The sequence below is a fragment of the Inquilinus limosus DSM 16000 genome, from assembly GCF_000423185.1.
Lineage (GTDB): Bacteria > Pseudomonadota > Alphaproteobacteria > DSM-16000 > Inquilinaceae > Inquilinus > Inquilinus limosus.
Map to the genome: position 1 here is coordinate 15,809 of NZ_AUHM01000010.1, position 15,451 is coordinate 31,259.

Here is a 15,451-nt window from a genome sequence, read left to right on the forward strand (position 1 = left end):
TCAGCCCCTCCCGAAGAAGACGTCGCCTGCGGTGATGCTGTGCCGGCCGGTGTCGGTGCGCAAGATCAGAGCGCCGCTGGGGTCGATGTGCTCGAACACGCCTTCCAGCGTCTCGGTCTCCAGCCGCACCGTGATGCGGGCGCCGAGGCCGACGGCGCGGCCCAGCCAAGCGGCACGGATGGCGTCGAAGCCCTCCTCCCGCCATTCACGGAGACGGCGGTCCAGCGCCGCCGCATAGCGTTCCAGCACCGTCTCGACGGTGGCGTCCCGCGCACCGGCGGCGTGCAGGTCGGTGGCGCGGTAGTCGGCCAGCTGCGGGTGATGGGCGATGTTCATGCCGGTGCCGGCGACGATCCAGTCGACGGTCCGGTCCGGCGCGACCGCGGCCTCCAGCAGGATGCCGGCCAGCTTGTCGCCGGCGATCTGCAGGTCGTTCGGCCATTTCAGCTTCGGCTCGACCCCGAAGCTGGCCGCCGCGTCGGCCAGGGCGACGCCGACCACGAAAGTCAGCTCCCCGGCGCGGGCGAAAGGAAGCTCCGGCCGCAGGATGGCCGAGCAGAACAGGTTGCCTTCCGGCGAGGACCAGGCGCGGCCGCGGCGGCCCCTGCCCGCCTCCTGCCGCCGGGCCCAGACGATGGTGCCGTGCGGGGCGCCGGCCACCGCGAGCGCCCGCGCCTCGTCATTGGTGCTGCCGACGCGGTCGCGCGCGTCGAGCCGCCAGCCCTGCGGCAGGGCGTCCTGCGACAGGGCGATGGTCATCAGCCCCCGAACAGGCTGGCCGCAGCCGCCTGGGCTGCCCCGGTCAGCGGCGCCGGCAGCAGCCAGAACACGACGATGAACAGGGTCGAGACCGCCAGGATCGCCGGGATCGCCGCGCCTTCCGGCTTGTCGAAGGCGACCTTCGGTTCGTCGAAATACATCACCCGGATGATCTTCAGGTAGTAGACCGCCGACACCACGCTCGCCAGCACGCCGATCACCGCCAGCACGTAGAACTGCTGCTCGATCACCGCGCGGAACACGTAGAGCTTGGCGAAGAAGCCGGCCAGCGGCGGGATGCCGGCCATCGAGAACATCATGATGACGAGGGCGAAGGCCAGGCCCGGGCTGGTCTTGCCGAGGCCGGCCAGGTCCTGGATCCCCTCCACCTGCTTGCCGTTGATCCGCATCGACAGGATCACGGCGAACGCGCCGAGGCTCATCGGGATGTAGATCGCCATGTAGACGATCACGCCGGTGATGCCCTGCTGCGTGCCGGCGGCGAGGCCCAGAAGGGCGAAGCCGACATGGCCGATCGAGGAATAGGCCATCAGCCGCTTGATGTTGGTCTGCGCGATCGCGGCATAGGCGCCGAGGATCATCGACAGGGCCGAGGCGACGACGATGATCTGCTGCCACTGGTCGGTGAGCTGGCCGAAGGGCTCGACCAGCACCCGGACGAACAGGGCCATGGCCGCCACCTTCGGGGCGACCGCGAAGAAGGCGGTGACCGGCGTCGGCGCGCCCTCGTAGACGTCCGGCGTCCACATGTGGAACGGCACGGCCGAGACCTTGAAGGCCAAGGCGGCGCAGACGAAGACCAGGCCGATGATCACGCCCATCGAGGTGCCGCCGAGCGCGCCGCCCGCCGTACCCGCCGCGGCCTGGCCGGACAGGGCCTGGGCCAGCGCCTCGAAGCCGGTGGTGCCGAGGAAGCCGTAGATCAGCGAGGCGCCGTAGAGCAGCAGGCCCGAGGACAGGGCGCCGAGCACGAAGTACTTCAGCCCGGCCTCGCTCGACCGCTCCGAATCCCGGTTGAAGGCGGCGACGACGTAGAGCGACAGGCTCTGCAGCTCGAGGCCGAGATAGAGCGAGATCAGGTTGTTGGCGCTGACCATCAGCAGCATGCCGACAGTCGCCAGCACGAACAGCACCGGATACTCGAAGCGCGACATCCCCTCATGCTCGAGATAGTCGAGCGACAGGATGAGCGCGAGGGCCGAGCCGATCAGCACCAGGATCTTCATGAACACGGCGAAGCCGTCGGCGACGAACATGCCGCTGAAGGTCACGACCCGCCCGTCCGGCCCCATCAGCAGCAGGGCGCCGGTGATGAGGAAGGACAGCACCGCGAGCGAGGCGACGATCCGGGTCGACCGCTCGCCCAGGAACACGCCGATCAGCAGCAGCGCCATGCCGGCGCAGGCCAGGAAGATCTCCGGCAGGGCCGGCATCAGATCGGGAAAAGACACCATGGCGATCGGATCCCCGGCTCAGCGGACGGCCATCGCGACCGCGCCGGCGCGGCCGAGATCGGCGTGGTATTGGGTGATGAGATGGTCGACCGAGACCGACATCACGTTCAGGAAGCTGGACGGATAGATGCCCATCCACAGCACCACCAGGGCCAGCGGCACGAAGATGGCGATCTCCCGCGGGGTCAGATCGGTCATCCGCCGCACATCCTCGCGCGTGATCTCGCCGAAGATGACCTTGCGGTACAGCAGCAGCATATAGGTGGCGCCGAGCACTAGGCCGGTCGCGGTCAGGGTCGCGACCCAGGTGTTCACCTGGAAGATGCCGAGCAGGATCATGAACTCGCCGACGAAGCCCGAGGTCGCGGGCAGGCCGACCGAGCCGAGCAGCATGATCATGAAGAACACGGCGTATTTCGGCATGTTGGTGGCCAGGCCGCCGTAGCGCGCGATCTCGCGGGTGTGCAGCCGGTCATAGACCACGCCGACGCAGAGGAAGAGCGCCGACGAGACCACGCCGTGGCTGAGCATCTGGAAGATCGAACCCTCGACGCCCTGCTGGGTCAGCGAGAACATGCCGGCGGTGACGAAGCCCATATGCGCGATCGAGGAATAGGCGATCATCTTCTTCATGTCCTCCTGCGCCAGGGCGACGAGGGAGGTGTAGATGACCGCGACGATCGACAGGCCGTAGACCAGCGGCGTCAGCAGTTCCGTCGCTTCCGGCAGCATCGGGATCGAGAAGCGCAGGAAGCCGTAGCCGCCCATCTTCAGCAGCACGCCGGCCAGGATCACCGACCCCGCGGTCGGCGCCTCGACATGGGCGTCCGGCAGCCAGGTGTGCACCGGCCACATCGGCACCTTCACGGCGAAGGAGGCGAACATGGCCAGCCACAGCCAGACCTGCATGCTGTAGCCGAAATCCGTCGCCAGCAGGGTGGGGATGTCGGTGGTGCCGGCCTGGACGTACATCGCCAGCAGTGCCACCAGCATCAGCACCGAGCCGAGCAGCGTGAACAGGAACAGCTTGAAGGCGGCATAGATGCGGCGCTCGCCCGAGCCCCAGATGCCGATGATCACGAACATCGGGATCAGCACGCCTTCGAAGAAGACGTAGAACAGCACGTAGTCGAGCGCGCAGAACATGCCGATCATCATGGTCTCGAGGATCAGGAACGAGACCATGTACTCCTTCACCCGGCTGTGGATGCTCTCCCAGCTGGCGAGGATGCAGATCGGCATCAGGAAGGCCGACAGGACGACGAACAGCACCGAGATGCCGTCCACGCCCATGTGGTAGGCGATGTTGAGGTCCGGGAACCAGGCCACCTTCTCTTCCATCTGGAAGCCGACCACGGTCGGGTCGAAGCCGAGCCAGATGGCGATCGAGAGGGCGAAGGTGACGAGCGTGGTCCACAGCGCCACCCAGCGCGAGGTGGCGGCCACGGCGGCCTCGCTGCCGCGGGCCAGCAGCAGGATTAGCGCGGCCCCGACCAGCGGCAGGAAGGTGGCGAGCGAGAGGATCGGCCAATTACCCATGAGTCACTCTCACATCCGGCCGCCGAAGACATACCAGGTGACCAGCGCGACCACGCCGATCACCATGGCGAAGGCATAATGGTAGACATAGCCGCTCTCGAGCCGGCTGGCCCGGCGGGCGATGCCGACCGAGGTGGCAGCGACGCCGTCCGGCCCGAGCCGGTCGATGATCGCGCCGTCGCCGCCCTTCCAGAAGGCGCGGCCCAGGACGAAGGCCGGCTTCACGAACAGCGCGTCGTAGATCTCGTCGAAGTACCACTTGCGGAAGAACAGCTGGTGGATCGGCTTGAACGCCCGCACCGCCGCGCCCGGCAGCCCCGGCGCCTGGATGTAGAAGACCCAGGAGGCGGCGAGACCGATCAGCCCGGCGAAGAGCGGCAGCAGCTTGACCCAGAGGGCGACGTGGTGCGCCTCCTCGATGCTGTCCTGGCTGTGCAGCACCAGGACCGCCTCGCGCCAGAAGTGCTCACGCCCCTCGCCGACGAAGACGTCGTAGCCGATCAGGCCGGCCAGCACCGCGCCGACGCCGAGGATGATCAGCGGCACCATCATCACCGGCGGGGATTCATGGACATGGTCCATGGTGTGATGGTCGGCGCGCGGCGTGCCGTGGAAGGTCATGAACAGCAGGCGGCCGCTGTAGAAGGCGGTCATCACCGCCGCCAGGATGCCGAGCCAGTAGGCGAAGGCGCCGACGCCGGAATGGGCGGCCCAGGACGCCTCCAGGATCATGTCCTTCGAGTAGAAGCCGGCGAAGCCGAACACGCCGGGGATGCCGATGCCGGCCAGCGCCAGGCTGCCGATCCACATCAGGGCGTAGGTCCAGGGGATCAGCTTCCAGATCCCGCCCATCTTGCGCATGTCCTGCTCGCCGCCCATGGCGTGGATCACCGAGCCGGCGCCGAGGAACAGCAGGGCCTTGAAGAAGGCGTGCGTCATCAGGTGGAAGATCGCCGCCTGGTAGGCCGAGACGCCGATGGCGAAGAACATGTAGCCGAGCTGGCTCATCGTCGAATAGGCGATGACCCGCTTGATGTCGAACTGGGTCAGGCCGATCGTCGCGGCGACGAAGGCGGTCAGCGCGCCGACGACGCAGACCACGGCCAGCGCGTCGGGGGCGTATTCGAACAGCGGCGACATGCGCGCCAGCATGAACACCCCGGCGGTGACCATGGTGGCGGCGTGGATCAGGGCCGAGACCGGGGTCGGGCCCTCCATCGCGTCCGGCAGCCAAGTGTGCAGGCCCAGCTGGGCCGACTTGCCCATGGCGCCGACGAACAGCAGCAGACAGGCGGTGGTCAGGGCCGGCAGGTCCATGCCGAGGAAGTTGATCCGCGCATCCACCAGGCTCGGCGCGGCGGCGAAGATCTCCTCATACCGCACCGTGCCGAAGATCTTGTAGACGGCGAAGATGCCGAGGGCGAAGCCGAAGTCGCCGACGCGGTTGACCAGGAACGCCTTCACCGCGGCGGCCCGGGCGCTCTCCTTCTCATGCCAGAAGCCGATCAGGAGGTAGGAGGCCAGGCCGACGCCTTCCCAGCCGAAGAACAGCTGGACCAGGTTGTCCGCCGTCACCAGCATCAGCATGGCGAAGGTGAACAGGCTGAGATAGGCGAAGAAGCGCGGCTTGGAATGGTCGTGCGACATGTAGCCGATCGAGTAGATGTGCACCATCGCGGAGACGGTGTTCACCACGATCAGCATCACGGCGGTCAGCGTGTCGAACTTCAGCGCCCAGTCGGCGACGAAGGTGCCGCTGCTGATCCACAGCAGCAGCGAATGGGTGCGGACGTTGCCCTCGATGGCGACGTCGAAGAAGAGCCACCAGGAGAGGACGCAGGCGACACAGACGGCGAGCGTCGTCACGGCCATCGAGGCGCGGTCGCCGATGAGGCGGCCGAACAGTCCTGCGATCAGGAAGCCGGCCAGCGGCAGGAAGATTGCGGCGATGTCCATCGGGGGCGCCTCAGCCCTTCATCATGTTGATGTCCTCGACCGCGATCGAGCCGCGGTTCCGGAAGTAGACGACGAGGATCGCGAGGCCGATCGCGGCTTCGGCGGCGGCGACGGTCAGCACGAACAGCGCGAACACCTGCCCCACCAGATCGCCGAGCGCGACCGAGAAGGCGACGAGGTTGATGTTGACGGCGAGCAGCATCAGCTCGACCGACATCAGGATGACGATGACGTTCTTGCGGTTCAGGAACACGCCGAAGATGCCGAGCGTGAACAGGATCGCCGCGAGACCGAGATAGTGTCCGACTCCGATCGTCCACATGGCGTCACGCCCCTTCCCCGGTGCCGATCTTCTTGATCACCATCACCTCCTCGCGCCGGCGCGCGAGCTGCTGCGAAATCACCTGGCGGCGGACGCCGGCGCGGTGCCGCAGGGTCAGCACGATCGCCCCGATCATCGCGACCAGGAGGATCAGGCCCGCGGCCTGGAACGGAAAGGCGTAATGCGTGTAGATCAGCTGGCCGAGCGCCGCGGTGTTGGTCGGGCCCGACGGCGCCGCCGTAGCCAGAATCGACGGGCCGCCGACCGAGCCGTAGAGCAGGAACAGCTCGATCAGCAGCACCACGCCGATCAGCGCGCCGACCGGCAGGTAGCGCAGGAAGCCGGCGCGCAGTTCGGCGAAGTTGATGTCGAGCATCATCACCACGAACAGGAACAGCACCGCGACCGCGCCGACATAGACGACGACCAGGATCATCGCCAGGAACTCCGCCCCGATCAGCACGAACAGCGCCGCCGCGTTGAAGAAGGCGAGGATCAGGAACAGCACCGAGTGCACCGAGTTGCGGGCCGTGATCACCATCCCGCCAGCGATGACGGTGATCAGAGCGAAAAGATAGAAGGCCAAGGCCTGAATGGTCATCTCACGGTGCTCCCTGCGGTCAGGGTCGTTGGCGGCAGGGAGGTGCTATCCCCCCATCTGTCATGCCCGGGCTTGACCCGGGCATCCAGAAGCTGTCGAGACCCTCTGGATTGCCGGGTCAATCCTCGGATCAAGTCCGAGGACGGCAATGACAGTCTTTCTTCCCTCACGATCGTTCCCTTGCCTCACCGGTACGGCGCGTCGGCCGCGATGTTCGCGGCCAGCTGCGCTTCCCAGCGGTCCCCGTTCTGCAGCAGCTTCTCCTTGTTGTAGAAAAGCTCCTCGCGCGTCTCGGTGGCGAACTCGAAATTCGGCCCCTCGACGATCGCATCCACCGGGCAGGCCTCCTGGCACAGGCCGCAATAGATGCACTTGGTCATGTCGATGTCGTAGCGCGTCGTGCGGCGGCTGCCGTCGGCGCGCGGCTCGGCCTCGATGGTGATGGCCTGGGCCGGGCAGATCGCCTCGCACAGCTTGCAGGCGATGCAGCGCTCCTCGCCGCTGGGATAGCGGCGCAGCGCGTGCTCGCCGCGGAAGCGCGGGCTGAGCGGCCCCTTCTCGAACGGATAGTTCAGCGTCGCCTTCTGCTTGAACATGTAGCGGAAGGTCAGCGCCAGGCCGCCCAGGATTTCCTTGAGCAGGAGGCTGCGGGCGGTGCGGTCGATGAACGCCATGGGTCTCGGCCTCTTAGTTCGGCAGCCAGCCGAAGGCGGTGAGCACGCCGGCGGTGATGACCACCCAGGCCAGCGAGAACGGCAGGAACACCTTCCAGCCCAGGCGCATCAGCTGGTCGTAGCGGAAGCGCGGCAGCGTCGCCCGGACCCAGATGAAGACGAACAGGCAGAAGAGGATCTTCAGCACGAACCAGATCACGCCGGGGATCCAGGTGAACGGCGCCACGCCGAAGGGCGGCAGCCAACCGCCGAGGAACAGGATCGAGGTCATCCCGCTCATCAGGATCATGTTGGCGTACTCGCCGAGGAAGAACAGCGCGTAGGTCATGGACGAGTATTCGACCATGAAGCCGCCGGTGATCTCGGATTCGCCCTCGGGCAGGTCGAACGGCGCCCGGTTCGTCTCGGCCAGGGCCGAGATGAAGAAGATCACGAACATCGGCAGCAGCGGGATCGCGAACCAGATGGTCTCCTGCGCGTGGACGATGTCGGAGATCCGGAGCGAGCCGACGCAGAGCAGCACGGTGATCATGACGAAGCCGATCGAGACCTCGTAGGACACCATCTGCGCCGCGGAGCGCAGGCCGCCGAGGAAGGCGTATTTCGAGTTCGACGACCAGCCGGCGATGATGATGCCGTAGACGCCGAGCGAGGAGATCGCGAACAGGTACAGCACGCCGACATTGATGTCGGCCAGCACCCAGCCCTCGTCGAACGGGATCACCGCCCAGGCCACGAGGCTGAGGAAGAAGGTGATCATCGGCGCCAGGATGAACAGCATCCGGTTGGCGCCGGAGGGGATAATCGTCTCCTTGCTCAGCAGCTTGAGGCCGTCGGCGATCGGCTGCAGCAGGCCGAAGGGGCCGACCACCATCGGGCCCTGGCGCAGCTGCATCGCCGCCATGACCTTGCGCTCGGCATAGGTCAGGTAGGCCACTGCGATGATCAGCGGCAGGACGATCGCGATGATCTGAAGGACGACGAGAACCGTCGGCCAGGCGTATCCGCTCCAGAAGTCCATCGCCGCGTTACTCCGCCGCCGCCTTGTGCTGGCCCAGGATCTCGTCGATGCACTGCGCCATCGTCTCCGAGGCGCGCGTGATCGGGTCCGTCATGTAGAAGTTCTCGACCGCCGAGGCGAAGGGCGCCGAGCCCATCGGGCCCTCGGCGCCGAACGCCCCCCACTCGCCCGGCGCCTGGGTGTCGATCGACCCGAAGACCGGGTTCACCGCGACCAGGCGCTGGCGCACGTCGCGCAGGCTGTCATAGGGCAGCTTGCGGCCCATGACCTCGCTGGCGGCGCGCAGGATCTTCCAGTCCTCGCGCGCCTCGCCCGGCGGGAACACCGCCATGCGGGCCTGCTGCACGCGGCCTTCGGTGTTGACGTAGGTCGCGTTCTTCTCGGTGTAGGCCGCGCCCGGCAGGATCACGTCGGCGCGGTGGGCGCCGCGGTCGCCGTGATGGCCCTGATAGACCACGAAGGCCTTGCCCAGCCGGCCGGTGTCGATCTCGTCGGCCGCGAGCAGCCAGACGAAGTCGATCTCGCCCTTCTGGGCGCCGTCGAGGATGCCGGCGACGTCGCGGCCGCCCTGCCCCGGCACGAAGCCGAGGTCAAGGCCGCCGACCCGCGCCGCCGCGGTGTGCAGCACGTTGAAGCCGTTCCAGCCGTCGCGGACCAGGCCGTAGGTCTCGGCGATCCGGCGGCAGGCGGCCAGAACCTGGGCGCCGTCCTCGCGGGCCAGAGCCCCCTGCCCCACGATCAGCAGCGGCGCCTTGGCGTTGCGCAGCACCTCGGCGAAGTCGTTGCTGCCGTCGGCGATGGCCGCCAGCGTCTCCGGCCCGGCACCGAGATGGCGGGTGCGGTAGGTCAGGTCGACATCCGGCCCGACCACGCCGACCGTCAGCCCCATCTTCAGCCAGCGCTTGCGGATGCGGGCGTTGACGATCGCGGCCTCGGAGCGCGGGTTGGTGCCGACCAGAAGGATGACGTCGGCCTGCTCGATCCCGGCGATGCCGCTGTTGAACAGATAGGCGCCGCGCGGCCCGGCCGGCAGCTTCGCCCCGTCCTGGCGGCAGTCGAGGTTCGGCGACCCGAAGGCGGCCATCAAGTCCTTCAGCGCCACCATGGCCTCGGCGTCGACGGTGTCGCCGGCGATCGCCGCCATGCGCTTGCCGTCCAGCTCCTTGACCTTGTCGGCGATGGCCTGGAAGGCCTCGGCCCAGCTGGCCGGCTGCAGCCTGCCGTCACGCCGGACATAGGGCCGGTCGAGGCGGCGGCGCTTCAGCCCGTCGACCGCGAAGCGGGTCTTGTCGCTGATCCATTCCTCGTTGACGTCCTCGTGCAGCCGCGGCAGCACGCGCATCACCTCGCCGCCGCGGGCGTCGACGCGGATGTTCGAGCCGATGGCGTCGAGCACGTCGATGGTCTCGGTCTTGCGCAGCTCCCACGGCCGGGCGCTGAAGGCGTAGGGCTTGGAGGTCAGCGCGCCGACCGGGCAGACATCGATCAGGTTGCCCGAAAGCTCCGACGCGATCGCCTGCTCGACATAGGTCGTGATCTCCATGTGCTCGCCGCGGTTCACGCCGCCGAGCACCGGCACGCCGGCGATCTCGTCGATGAAGCGGATGCAGCGGGTGCACTGGATGCACCGGGTCATGAAGGTCTCGATCAGCGGGCCGAGATACTTGTCGGTCACCGCCCGCTTGCCTTCGGTGTAGCGGCCGCGGTCGAAGCCGTAGGCCACGGCCTGGTCCTGCAGGTCGCACTCGCCGCCCTGGTCGCAGATCGGGCAGTCGAGCGGGTGGTTGATCAGCAGGAACTCCATCACCCCGTGGCGCGCCTTGCGCACCACCTCGGTGTTGGTCTTGATCACCATGCCGTCGCCGGCCGGCATCGCGCAGGACGCGATCGGCTTCGGCGACTTCTCCATCTCGACCAGGCACATCCGGCAGTTGGCCGGAACCGACAGCCGGTCGTGGTAGCAGAATCGCGGCACCTCGATGCCGAGGCGCTCGCAGGCCTGCAGCACCGACGTGCCCGGCTCGACCTCGATCTCGATCCCGTCAATCGTCAGCTTGGGCATCGGTGCCTTCCTATTCCGCGGCTTCGCGGCGATAGGCGCGGTCGCGGTAGTCGCGGATCCGCTGCTCCATCTCGTCGCGGAAATGCCGGATCAGCGCCTGGACCGGCCAGGCGGCCGCGTCGCCCAGGGCGCAGATCGTGTGGCCTTCGATCTGCTTCGTCACCTCGAGCAGCATGTCGATCTCGTCCGACCGCGCGTCGCCGGTGACCATGCGCTGCATCACCCGGTACAGCCAGCCCGTGCCCTCGCGGCACGGCGTGCACTGGCCGCAGCTCTCATGCATGTAGAAGCGCGACAGACGGGCGACCGCGTAAACCACGTCGGTCGACTTGTCCATGACGATCAGCCCGGCGGTGCCGAGCGCCGACTTGACCTCGCGCAGCGCGTCGAAGTCCATCAGGACGGTGTCGCAGATGTCCTTCGGCAGGATCGGGGCCGAGGAGCCGCCGGGGATCACCGCCTTCAGGTTGTCCCAGCCACCGCGGACGCCGCCGGCATGGCGCTCGATCAGCTCCCGCATCGGGATGCCGAGCTCCTCCTCGACGTTGCAGGGCTGGTTCACATGGCCGGAGATGCAGAACAGCTTGGTGCCCTGGTTCTTCGGCCGGCCGATGCCGGCGAACCAGCCGCTGCCGCGGCGCAGGATCTCGCCGACGACCGCGATGGTCTCGACGTTGTTGACCGTGGTCGGACAGCCGTAGAGGCCGGCGCCGGCCGGGAACGGCGGCTTGTTGCGCGGCTGGCCCTTCTTGCCCTCCAGGCTCTCCAGCAGCGCGGTCTCCTCGCCGCAGATATAGGCGCCGGCGCCGCGGTGCAGGTAGAGGTCGAAGTCCCAGCCGGTGCCGGCCGCGTTCTTGCCGAGCAGGCCCGCGTCATAGGCCTGGTCGATCGCGGCCTGCATGTTCGAGGCTTCGCCGTAGAACTCGCCCCGGATGTAGATGTAGCAGGCGTGCGCCCCCATGGCGAAGGAGGCCAGCAGCGCGCCCTCGATCAGCCGGTGCGGGTCGAAGCGCAGGATCTCGCGGTCCTTGCAGGTGCCCGGCTCCGACTCGTCGGCGTTGATGACGAGGTAGCTCGGGCGGCCGTCCTTGCTCTCCTTCGGCATGAAGGACCACTTCATGCCGGTCGGGAAGCCGGCGCCGCCGCGGCCGCGCAGGCCCGACGCCTTGATCTCCTCGATGATCTTCTCGCGGCCCAGATCGACCAGCGCCTTGGTGTCGCTCCAGATGCCGCGGCGGCGGGCGCCTTCCAGGCCCCAGTCGTCCCAGCCGTAGAGATTGGTGAAGATGCGGTCTTCGTCGCGCAGCATCACTTCTCTCCCGTATCCGTGGTGCCGGTCTGGCGGCCGGGCGGATCGATCTTCTCCTGGGTCCGCGCCTTCTTCTCCGGCGTCGCGTCGCCGCGATGGGCGCCGGGAGAGGCCTCACCCTGCTTGGCCACGGTCTCGGCCGGCGGCGCGTCGCTGGTCACCTCATCCGGCTTGGCCGGGGTATGGGCCGGCTGCGCGGACGGAGGCACCGGCTGTCCGGCCGCCGAGGACGGCACGGCCGGGCGATGGCCCGGCTTGCGGTCCAGCAGCGTGGTGGCGCCGGACAGAGCCTCGGAGTGGGTGCGGCCGTTCTGCGGGCCCGGCGTGGTCGGCCGGCCGGCCTTCAGTGCCTCGATGATCTCGACCGTCTTGTCGTAGTCCAGATCCTCGTAGAAATCGTCGTTGATCTGGACCATCGGGGCGTTCACGCAGGCGCCCAGGCATTCGACCTCGAGCACGGTGAACTGGCCGTCCTCGCTGGTCTCGTGATTGCCGCAGCCGGCCTTGTCCTTCAGCGCCCGCATCACCTCGCCCGAGCCGCGCAGCCAGCACGGGGTGGTGGTGCAGACCTGGAAGAAGTGGCGGCCGACCGGCGCCTTGTTGAACATGGTGTAGAAGCTGGCGACCTCGTACACCCGGATCCGCGGCACCTCCAGCAGGTCGGCGACGTAATCCATCGCCGCGCGCGGCAGCCAGTTGTGGTGCTGGCGCTGGGCGAGGTCGAGCAGCGGGATCACCGCGCTCTGCTGCCGGCCCTCGGGGTACTTGGCGATGATGCGCTTCGCCCGATCGAGATTCTCGGGCGTGAAGGCGAATTCCTTCGGCTGATCCGCCTCCGGCGCAATCCCTGCGGCCGTCATCGGTCGATCTCCCCGAACACGATGTCCTGGCTGCCGATGATCGCGACCGCATCGGCCAGCATGTGTCCCCGGCTCATGAAATCGAGCCCCTGCAGATGGGCGAAGCCCGGGGCGCGGATGCGGCAGCGGTACGGCCGGTTGGTCCCGTCCGACACCAGATAGACGCCGAACTCGCCCTTCGGCGCCTCGACCGCGGCATAGGTCTCGCCGGCCGGGACGTGGTAGCCCTCGGTGTAGAGCTTGAAGTGGTGGATCAGCGCTTCCATCGAGCGCTTCATCTCGGCCCGCGGCGGCGGCGACACCTTGCGGTCGGTGGTCTTCACCGGACCGTCCTTCGGCATCTGCTCCAGGCACTGCCGGATGATGCGGTTGGACTGGCGCATCTCCTCGACCCGCAGCAGGTAGCGGGCATAGCAGTCGCCGGTCAGGCCGACCGGGACGTCGAACTCCATCCGGTCATAGACGTCGTAGGGCTGCGCCTTGCGCAGGTCCCAGGCGATGTTGGAGGCGCGCAGCATCGGGCCGGAGAAGCCCCAGGCCTTGGCCTGCTCGGCCGTCACCACGCCGATGTCGACCAGGCGCTGCTTGAAGATCCGGTTCTCGGTCAGCAGGTTCTCGAGGTCGTCGACGAATTTCGGGAACCGCTCGGTATAGGCCCAGATGTCGTCGGCCAGGCCGGCCGGCATGTCCTGGGCGACGCCGCCCGGGCGGAAGTAGTTGGCGTGCAGCCGGGCGCCCGAGACGCGCTCGTAGAACTCCATCAGGAGCTCGCGTTCCTCGAAACCCCACAGCGACGGGGTAACCGCCCCGACATCAAGGGCATAGGTCGTGATGTTGAGAAGATGGTTGAGGACGCGCCCGATCTCGGCGAACAGCACGCGGATGTACTGGCCGCGCTCCGGCGGGGTGATGCCGAGCAGCCGCTCCACCGCCAGGGCGAAGGCGTGCTCCTGGTTCATCGGGGCGACGTAGTCCAGGCGATCGAAATACGGCGTCGCCTGCATATAGGTCTTGTATTCGATCAGCTTCTCGGTGCCGCGGTGCAGCAGCCCGATATGCGGATCGGCCCGCTCCACCACCTCGCCGTCGAGCTCGAGCACCAGGCGCAGCACGCCGTGCGCCGCCGGGTGCTGCGGCCCGAAATTCATGGTGTAGGGCTTGATCTGGGTCTCGGCCATGGTGCTTACGCCTTGGGCTCGTTCAGCGCGGCCTTCTCGTCGCCCGGAAGCACCGGGCCCTGCCGCGTCATGCCCTCCCACGGGCTGAGGAAGTCGAAGGTGCGGAAATCCTGGGTCAGCTTCACCGGCTCGTAGACCACCCGCTTCTGCTCGGTGTCGTAGCGGACCTCGACATAGCCGGTCAGCGGGAAGTCCTTGCGCAGCGGATGCCCCTCGAAGCCGTAGTCGGTGAGGATGCGGCGCAGGTCCGGGTTGTCGGCGAAGAAGATGCCATACAGGTCCCAGGCCTCGCGCTCGAACCAGGTCGCGGCGGGGAAGACGCCGGCGGCGGAGGGCACCGGCGTGTCCTCGTCGGTCGTCACCTTCACCCGGATCCGGCGGTTATGCTTGAAGCTGAGCAGGTGGTAGACGACCTCGAGTCGCTCCGGCCGGCTCGGATAGTCGGCGCCGCAGATGTCGGTCAGCTGCTCGAACAGGGTCTCGGGCGCATCGCGCAGATGCGTCAGCACCCGGACGATCGACTCGCGCCGGACGGTCAGGGTCAGCTCGGCCGTCGGCGACACCGCGTGATCGAGCACGTCCCCGCCCAGCGCCGCCGCGATGGCCGCGCCGAGATCGGTCAGTTCCTGGATCGATGCCATTCCTTGCTTCCCGATCCCTCAGCGGACGATCCGGTTGCCGCGCCGGATCTTCTTCTGCAGCTGCATGATGCCGTAGACCAGCGCCTCGGCGGTCGGCGGGCAGCCCGGGACGTAGATGTCGACCGGCACGATGCGGTCGCAGCCGCGCACCACGGAGTAGGAGTAGTGGTAGTAGCCCCCGCCATTGGCGCAGGAGCCCATCGAGATGACCCAGCGCGGCTCCGGCATCTGGTCATAGACCTTGCGCAGGGCCGGCGCCATCTTGTTGGTCAGCGTGCCGGCGACGATCATGACGTCGGACTGGCGCGGGCTGGGCCGCGGGATCACCCCGAGTCGGTCGAGGTCGTAGCGCGGCATGTAGGCGTGGATCATCTCCACCGCGCAGCAGGCCAGGCCGAAGGTCATCGGCCACAGCGACCCGGTGCGCGCCCAGTCGAGCAGCGCGTCGAACTGGGTCAGCAGGAAGCCCTTGTCCTGGATCTCGGCATTGGCGGCACGGATCACCGCGTCCTGTCCGGCGCCCGGCGGGATCGGCGTGCCGACACCCACGGGGCTCGGCTGCGTCGCGCTCACTCCCATTCCAGCGCTCCCTTCTTCCACTCGTAGATGAAGCCGACGGTCAGGACGCCGAGGAACACCATCATCGACCAGAAGCCGAACATCCCGATGTCCTTGAGCGCCACGGCCCAGGGGAACAGGAAGGCCACTTCCAGGTCGAAGATGATGAACAGGATCGAGACCAGGTAGAACCGGACGTCGAACTTCGAGCGGGCGTCGGCGAAGGCGTCGAAGCCGCACTCATAGGCCGAGAGCTTCTCGCTGTCCGGATTCTGCTTGCCGACGATGAGGGACGCACCGACCGCCGCTCCGGCGATCACGATCGCGATCGCCAGGAAGACGAGGATCGGAAAGTACTCCGATACAAGAGAGGTCGTCATCGCTCACCCGTCACACGTGGAGCCTGCGCGATCACGATCGGCAGGCGCTCCACCCCAAATCTCTTTTCTCGTCGAGAGGGTCGTCCGTCCCGGCGCCCTTTCGGCGCGGCCTTTAT

15 protein-coding genes are annotated in these 15,451 nt (G+C 67.6%); all 15 read right to left on the bottom strand.

The genetic code is table 11. From position 1 onward, the window contains the following. The gene (locus tag G537_RS0112355; RefSeq protein WP_026870386.1) at nt 1-759 is read right to left on the bottom strand and encodes a biotin--[acetyl-CoA-carboxylase] ligase; all 759 of its coding nucleotides are present in this window, start codon (nt 757-759) and stop codon (nt 1-3) included. Beyond that, nucleotides 759-2,234 (bottom strand): NADH-quinone oxidoreductase subunit NuoN, encoded by a 1,476-nt coding sequence (gene nuoN, locus G537_RS0112360; protein WP_026870387.1) that lies wholly within the window; start codon nt 2,232-2,234, stop codon nt 759-761. The genes G537_RS0112355 and nuoN overlap by 1 nt, the downstream gene beginning before the upstream one ends. An 18-nt stretch (nt 2,235-2,252) precedes the next feature. Continuing rightward, nucleotides 2,253-3,773: an NADH-quinone oxidoreductase subunit M gene (locus tag G537_RS0112365; RefSeq protein ID WP_026870388.1), complete on the bottom strand. Its 1,521-nt coding sequence runs from the start codon at nt 3,771-3,773 to the stop codon at nt 2,253-2,255. 9 nt (nt 3,774-3,782) lie between these two features. After that, nucleotides 3,783-5,729: an NADH-quinone oxidoreductase subunit L gene (gene nuoL, locus G537_RS0112370; RefSeq protein ID WP_026870389.1), complete on the bottom strand. Its 1,947-nt coding sequence runs from the start codon at nt 5,727-5,729 to the stop codon at nt 3,783-3,785. Between the two features lie 10 nt (nt 5,730-5,739). Then, complete coding sequence (gene nuoK, locus G537_RS0112375; RefSeq protein ID WP_026870390.1) at nt 5,740-6,051, bottom strand: NADH-quinone oxidoreductase subunit NuoK; 312 nt, start codon at nt 6,049-6,051, stop codon at nt 5,740-5,742. Between the two features lie 4 nt (nt 6,052-6,055). Next, nucleotides 6,056-6,652, bottom strand: coding sequence for an NADH-quinone oxidoreductase subunit J (locus tag G537_RS0112380; RefSeq protein WP_026870391.1), 597 nt, complete (start codon nt 6,650-6,652; stop codon nt 6,056-6,058). 185 nt (nt 6,653-6,837) lie between these two features. Further along, nucleotides 6,838-7,326, bottom strand: coding sequence for an NADH-quinone oxidoreductase subunit NuoI (gene nuoI, locus G537_RS0112385; RefSeq protein ID WP_026870392.1), 489 nt, complete (start codon nt 7,324-7,326; stop codon nt 6,838-6,840). Nucleotides 7,327-7,339: 13 nt separating this feature from the next. Further along, a complete protein-coding gene (gene nuoH, locus G537_RS0112390; RefSeq protein WP_026870393.1) occupies nt 7,340-8,347 on the bottom strand; it encodes an NADH-quinone oxidoreductase subunit NuoH in 1,008 nt (335 codons plus the stop codon). Between the two features lie 7 nt (nt 8,348-8,354). Next, nucleotides 8,355-10,409 carry an NADH-quinone oxidoreductase subunit NuoG gene (gene nuoG, locus G537_RS0112395; protein ID WP_026870394.1) on the bottom strand — a complete coding sequence of 685 codons (2,055 nt, stop codon included), beginning with the start codon at nt 10,407-10,409 and terminating at the stop codon, nt 8,355-8,357. A gap of 10 nt (nt 10,410-10,419) precedes the next feature. Next, nucleotides 10,420-11,718 carry an NADH-quinone oxidoreductase subunit NuoF gene (gene nuoF / locus G537_RS0112400; RefSeq protein ID WP_026870395.1) on the bottom strand — a complete coding sequence of 433 codons (1,299 nt, stop codon included), beginning with the start codon at nt 11,716-11,718 and terminating at the stop codon, nt 10,420-10,422. Next, nucleotides 11,718-12,578 carry an NADH-quinone oxidoreductase subunit NuoE gene (nuoE, locus tag G537_RS45560; RefSeq protein WP_064742119.1) on the bottom strand — a complete coding sequence of 287 codons (861 nt, stop codon included), beginning with the start codon at nt 12,576-12,578 and terminating at the stop codon, nt 11,718-11,720. The genes nuoF and nuoE overlap by 1 nt, the downstream gene beginning before the upstream one ends. Then, a complete protein-coding gene (locus tag G537_RS0112410; protein ID WP_026870396.1) occupies nt 12,575-13,756 on the bottom strand; it encodes an NADH-quinone oxidoreductase subunit D in 1,182 nt (393 codons plus the stop codon). Before G537_RS0112410 ends, nuoE begins: the two co-directional genes overlap by 4 nt. A gap of 5 nt (nt 13,757-13,761) precedes the next feature. Further along, a complete protein-coding gene (locus G537_RS0112415) occupies nt 13,762-14,397 on the bottom strand; it encodes an NADH-quinone oxidoreductase subunit C (RefSeq protein ID WP_034851539.1) in 636 nt (211 codons plus the stop codon). A gap of 18 nt (nt 14,398-14,415) precedes the next feature. Beyond that, on the bottom strand, nt 14,416-14,976 hold the full coding sequence (locus G537_RS0112420) for a NuoB/complex I 20 kDa subunit family protein (protein WP_026870398.1): 561 nt from the start codon (nt 14,974-14,976) through the stop codon (nt 14,416-14,418). After that, nucleotides 14,967-15,335 carry an NADH-quinone oxidoreductase subunit A gene (locus tag G537_RS0112425; protein WP_026870399.1) on the bottom strand — a complete coding sequence of 123 codons (369 nt, stop codon included), beginning with the start codon at nt 15,333-15,335 and terminating at the stop codon, nt 14,967-14,969. The genes G537_RS0112420 and G537_RS0112425 overlap by 10 nt, the downstream gene beginning before the upstream one ends. Nucleotides 15,336-15,451 lie beyond the last annotated feature (116 nt).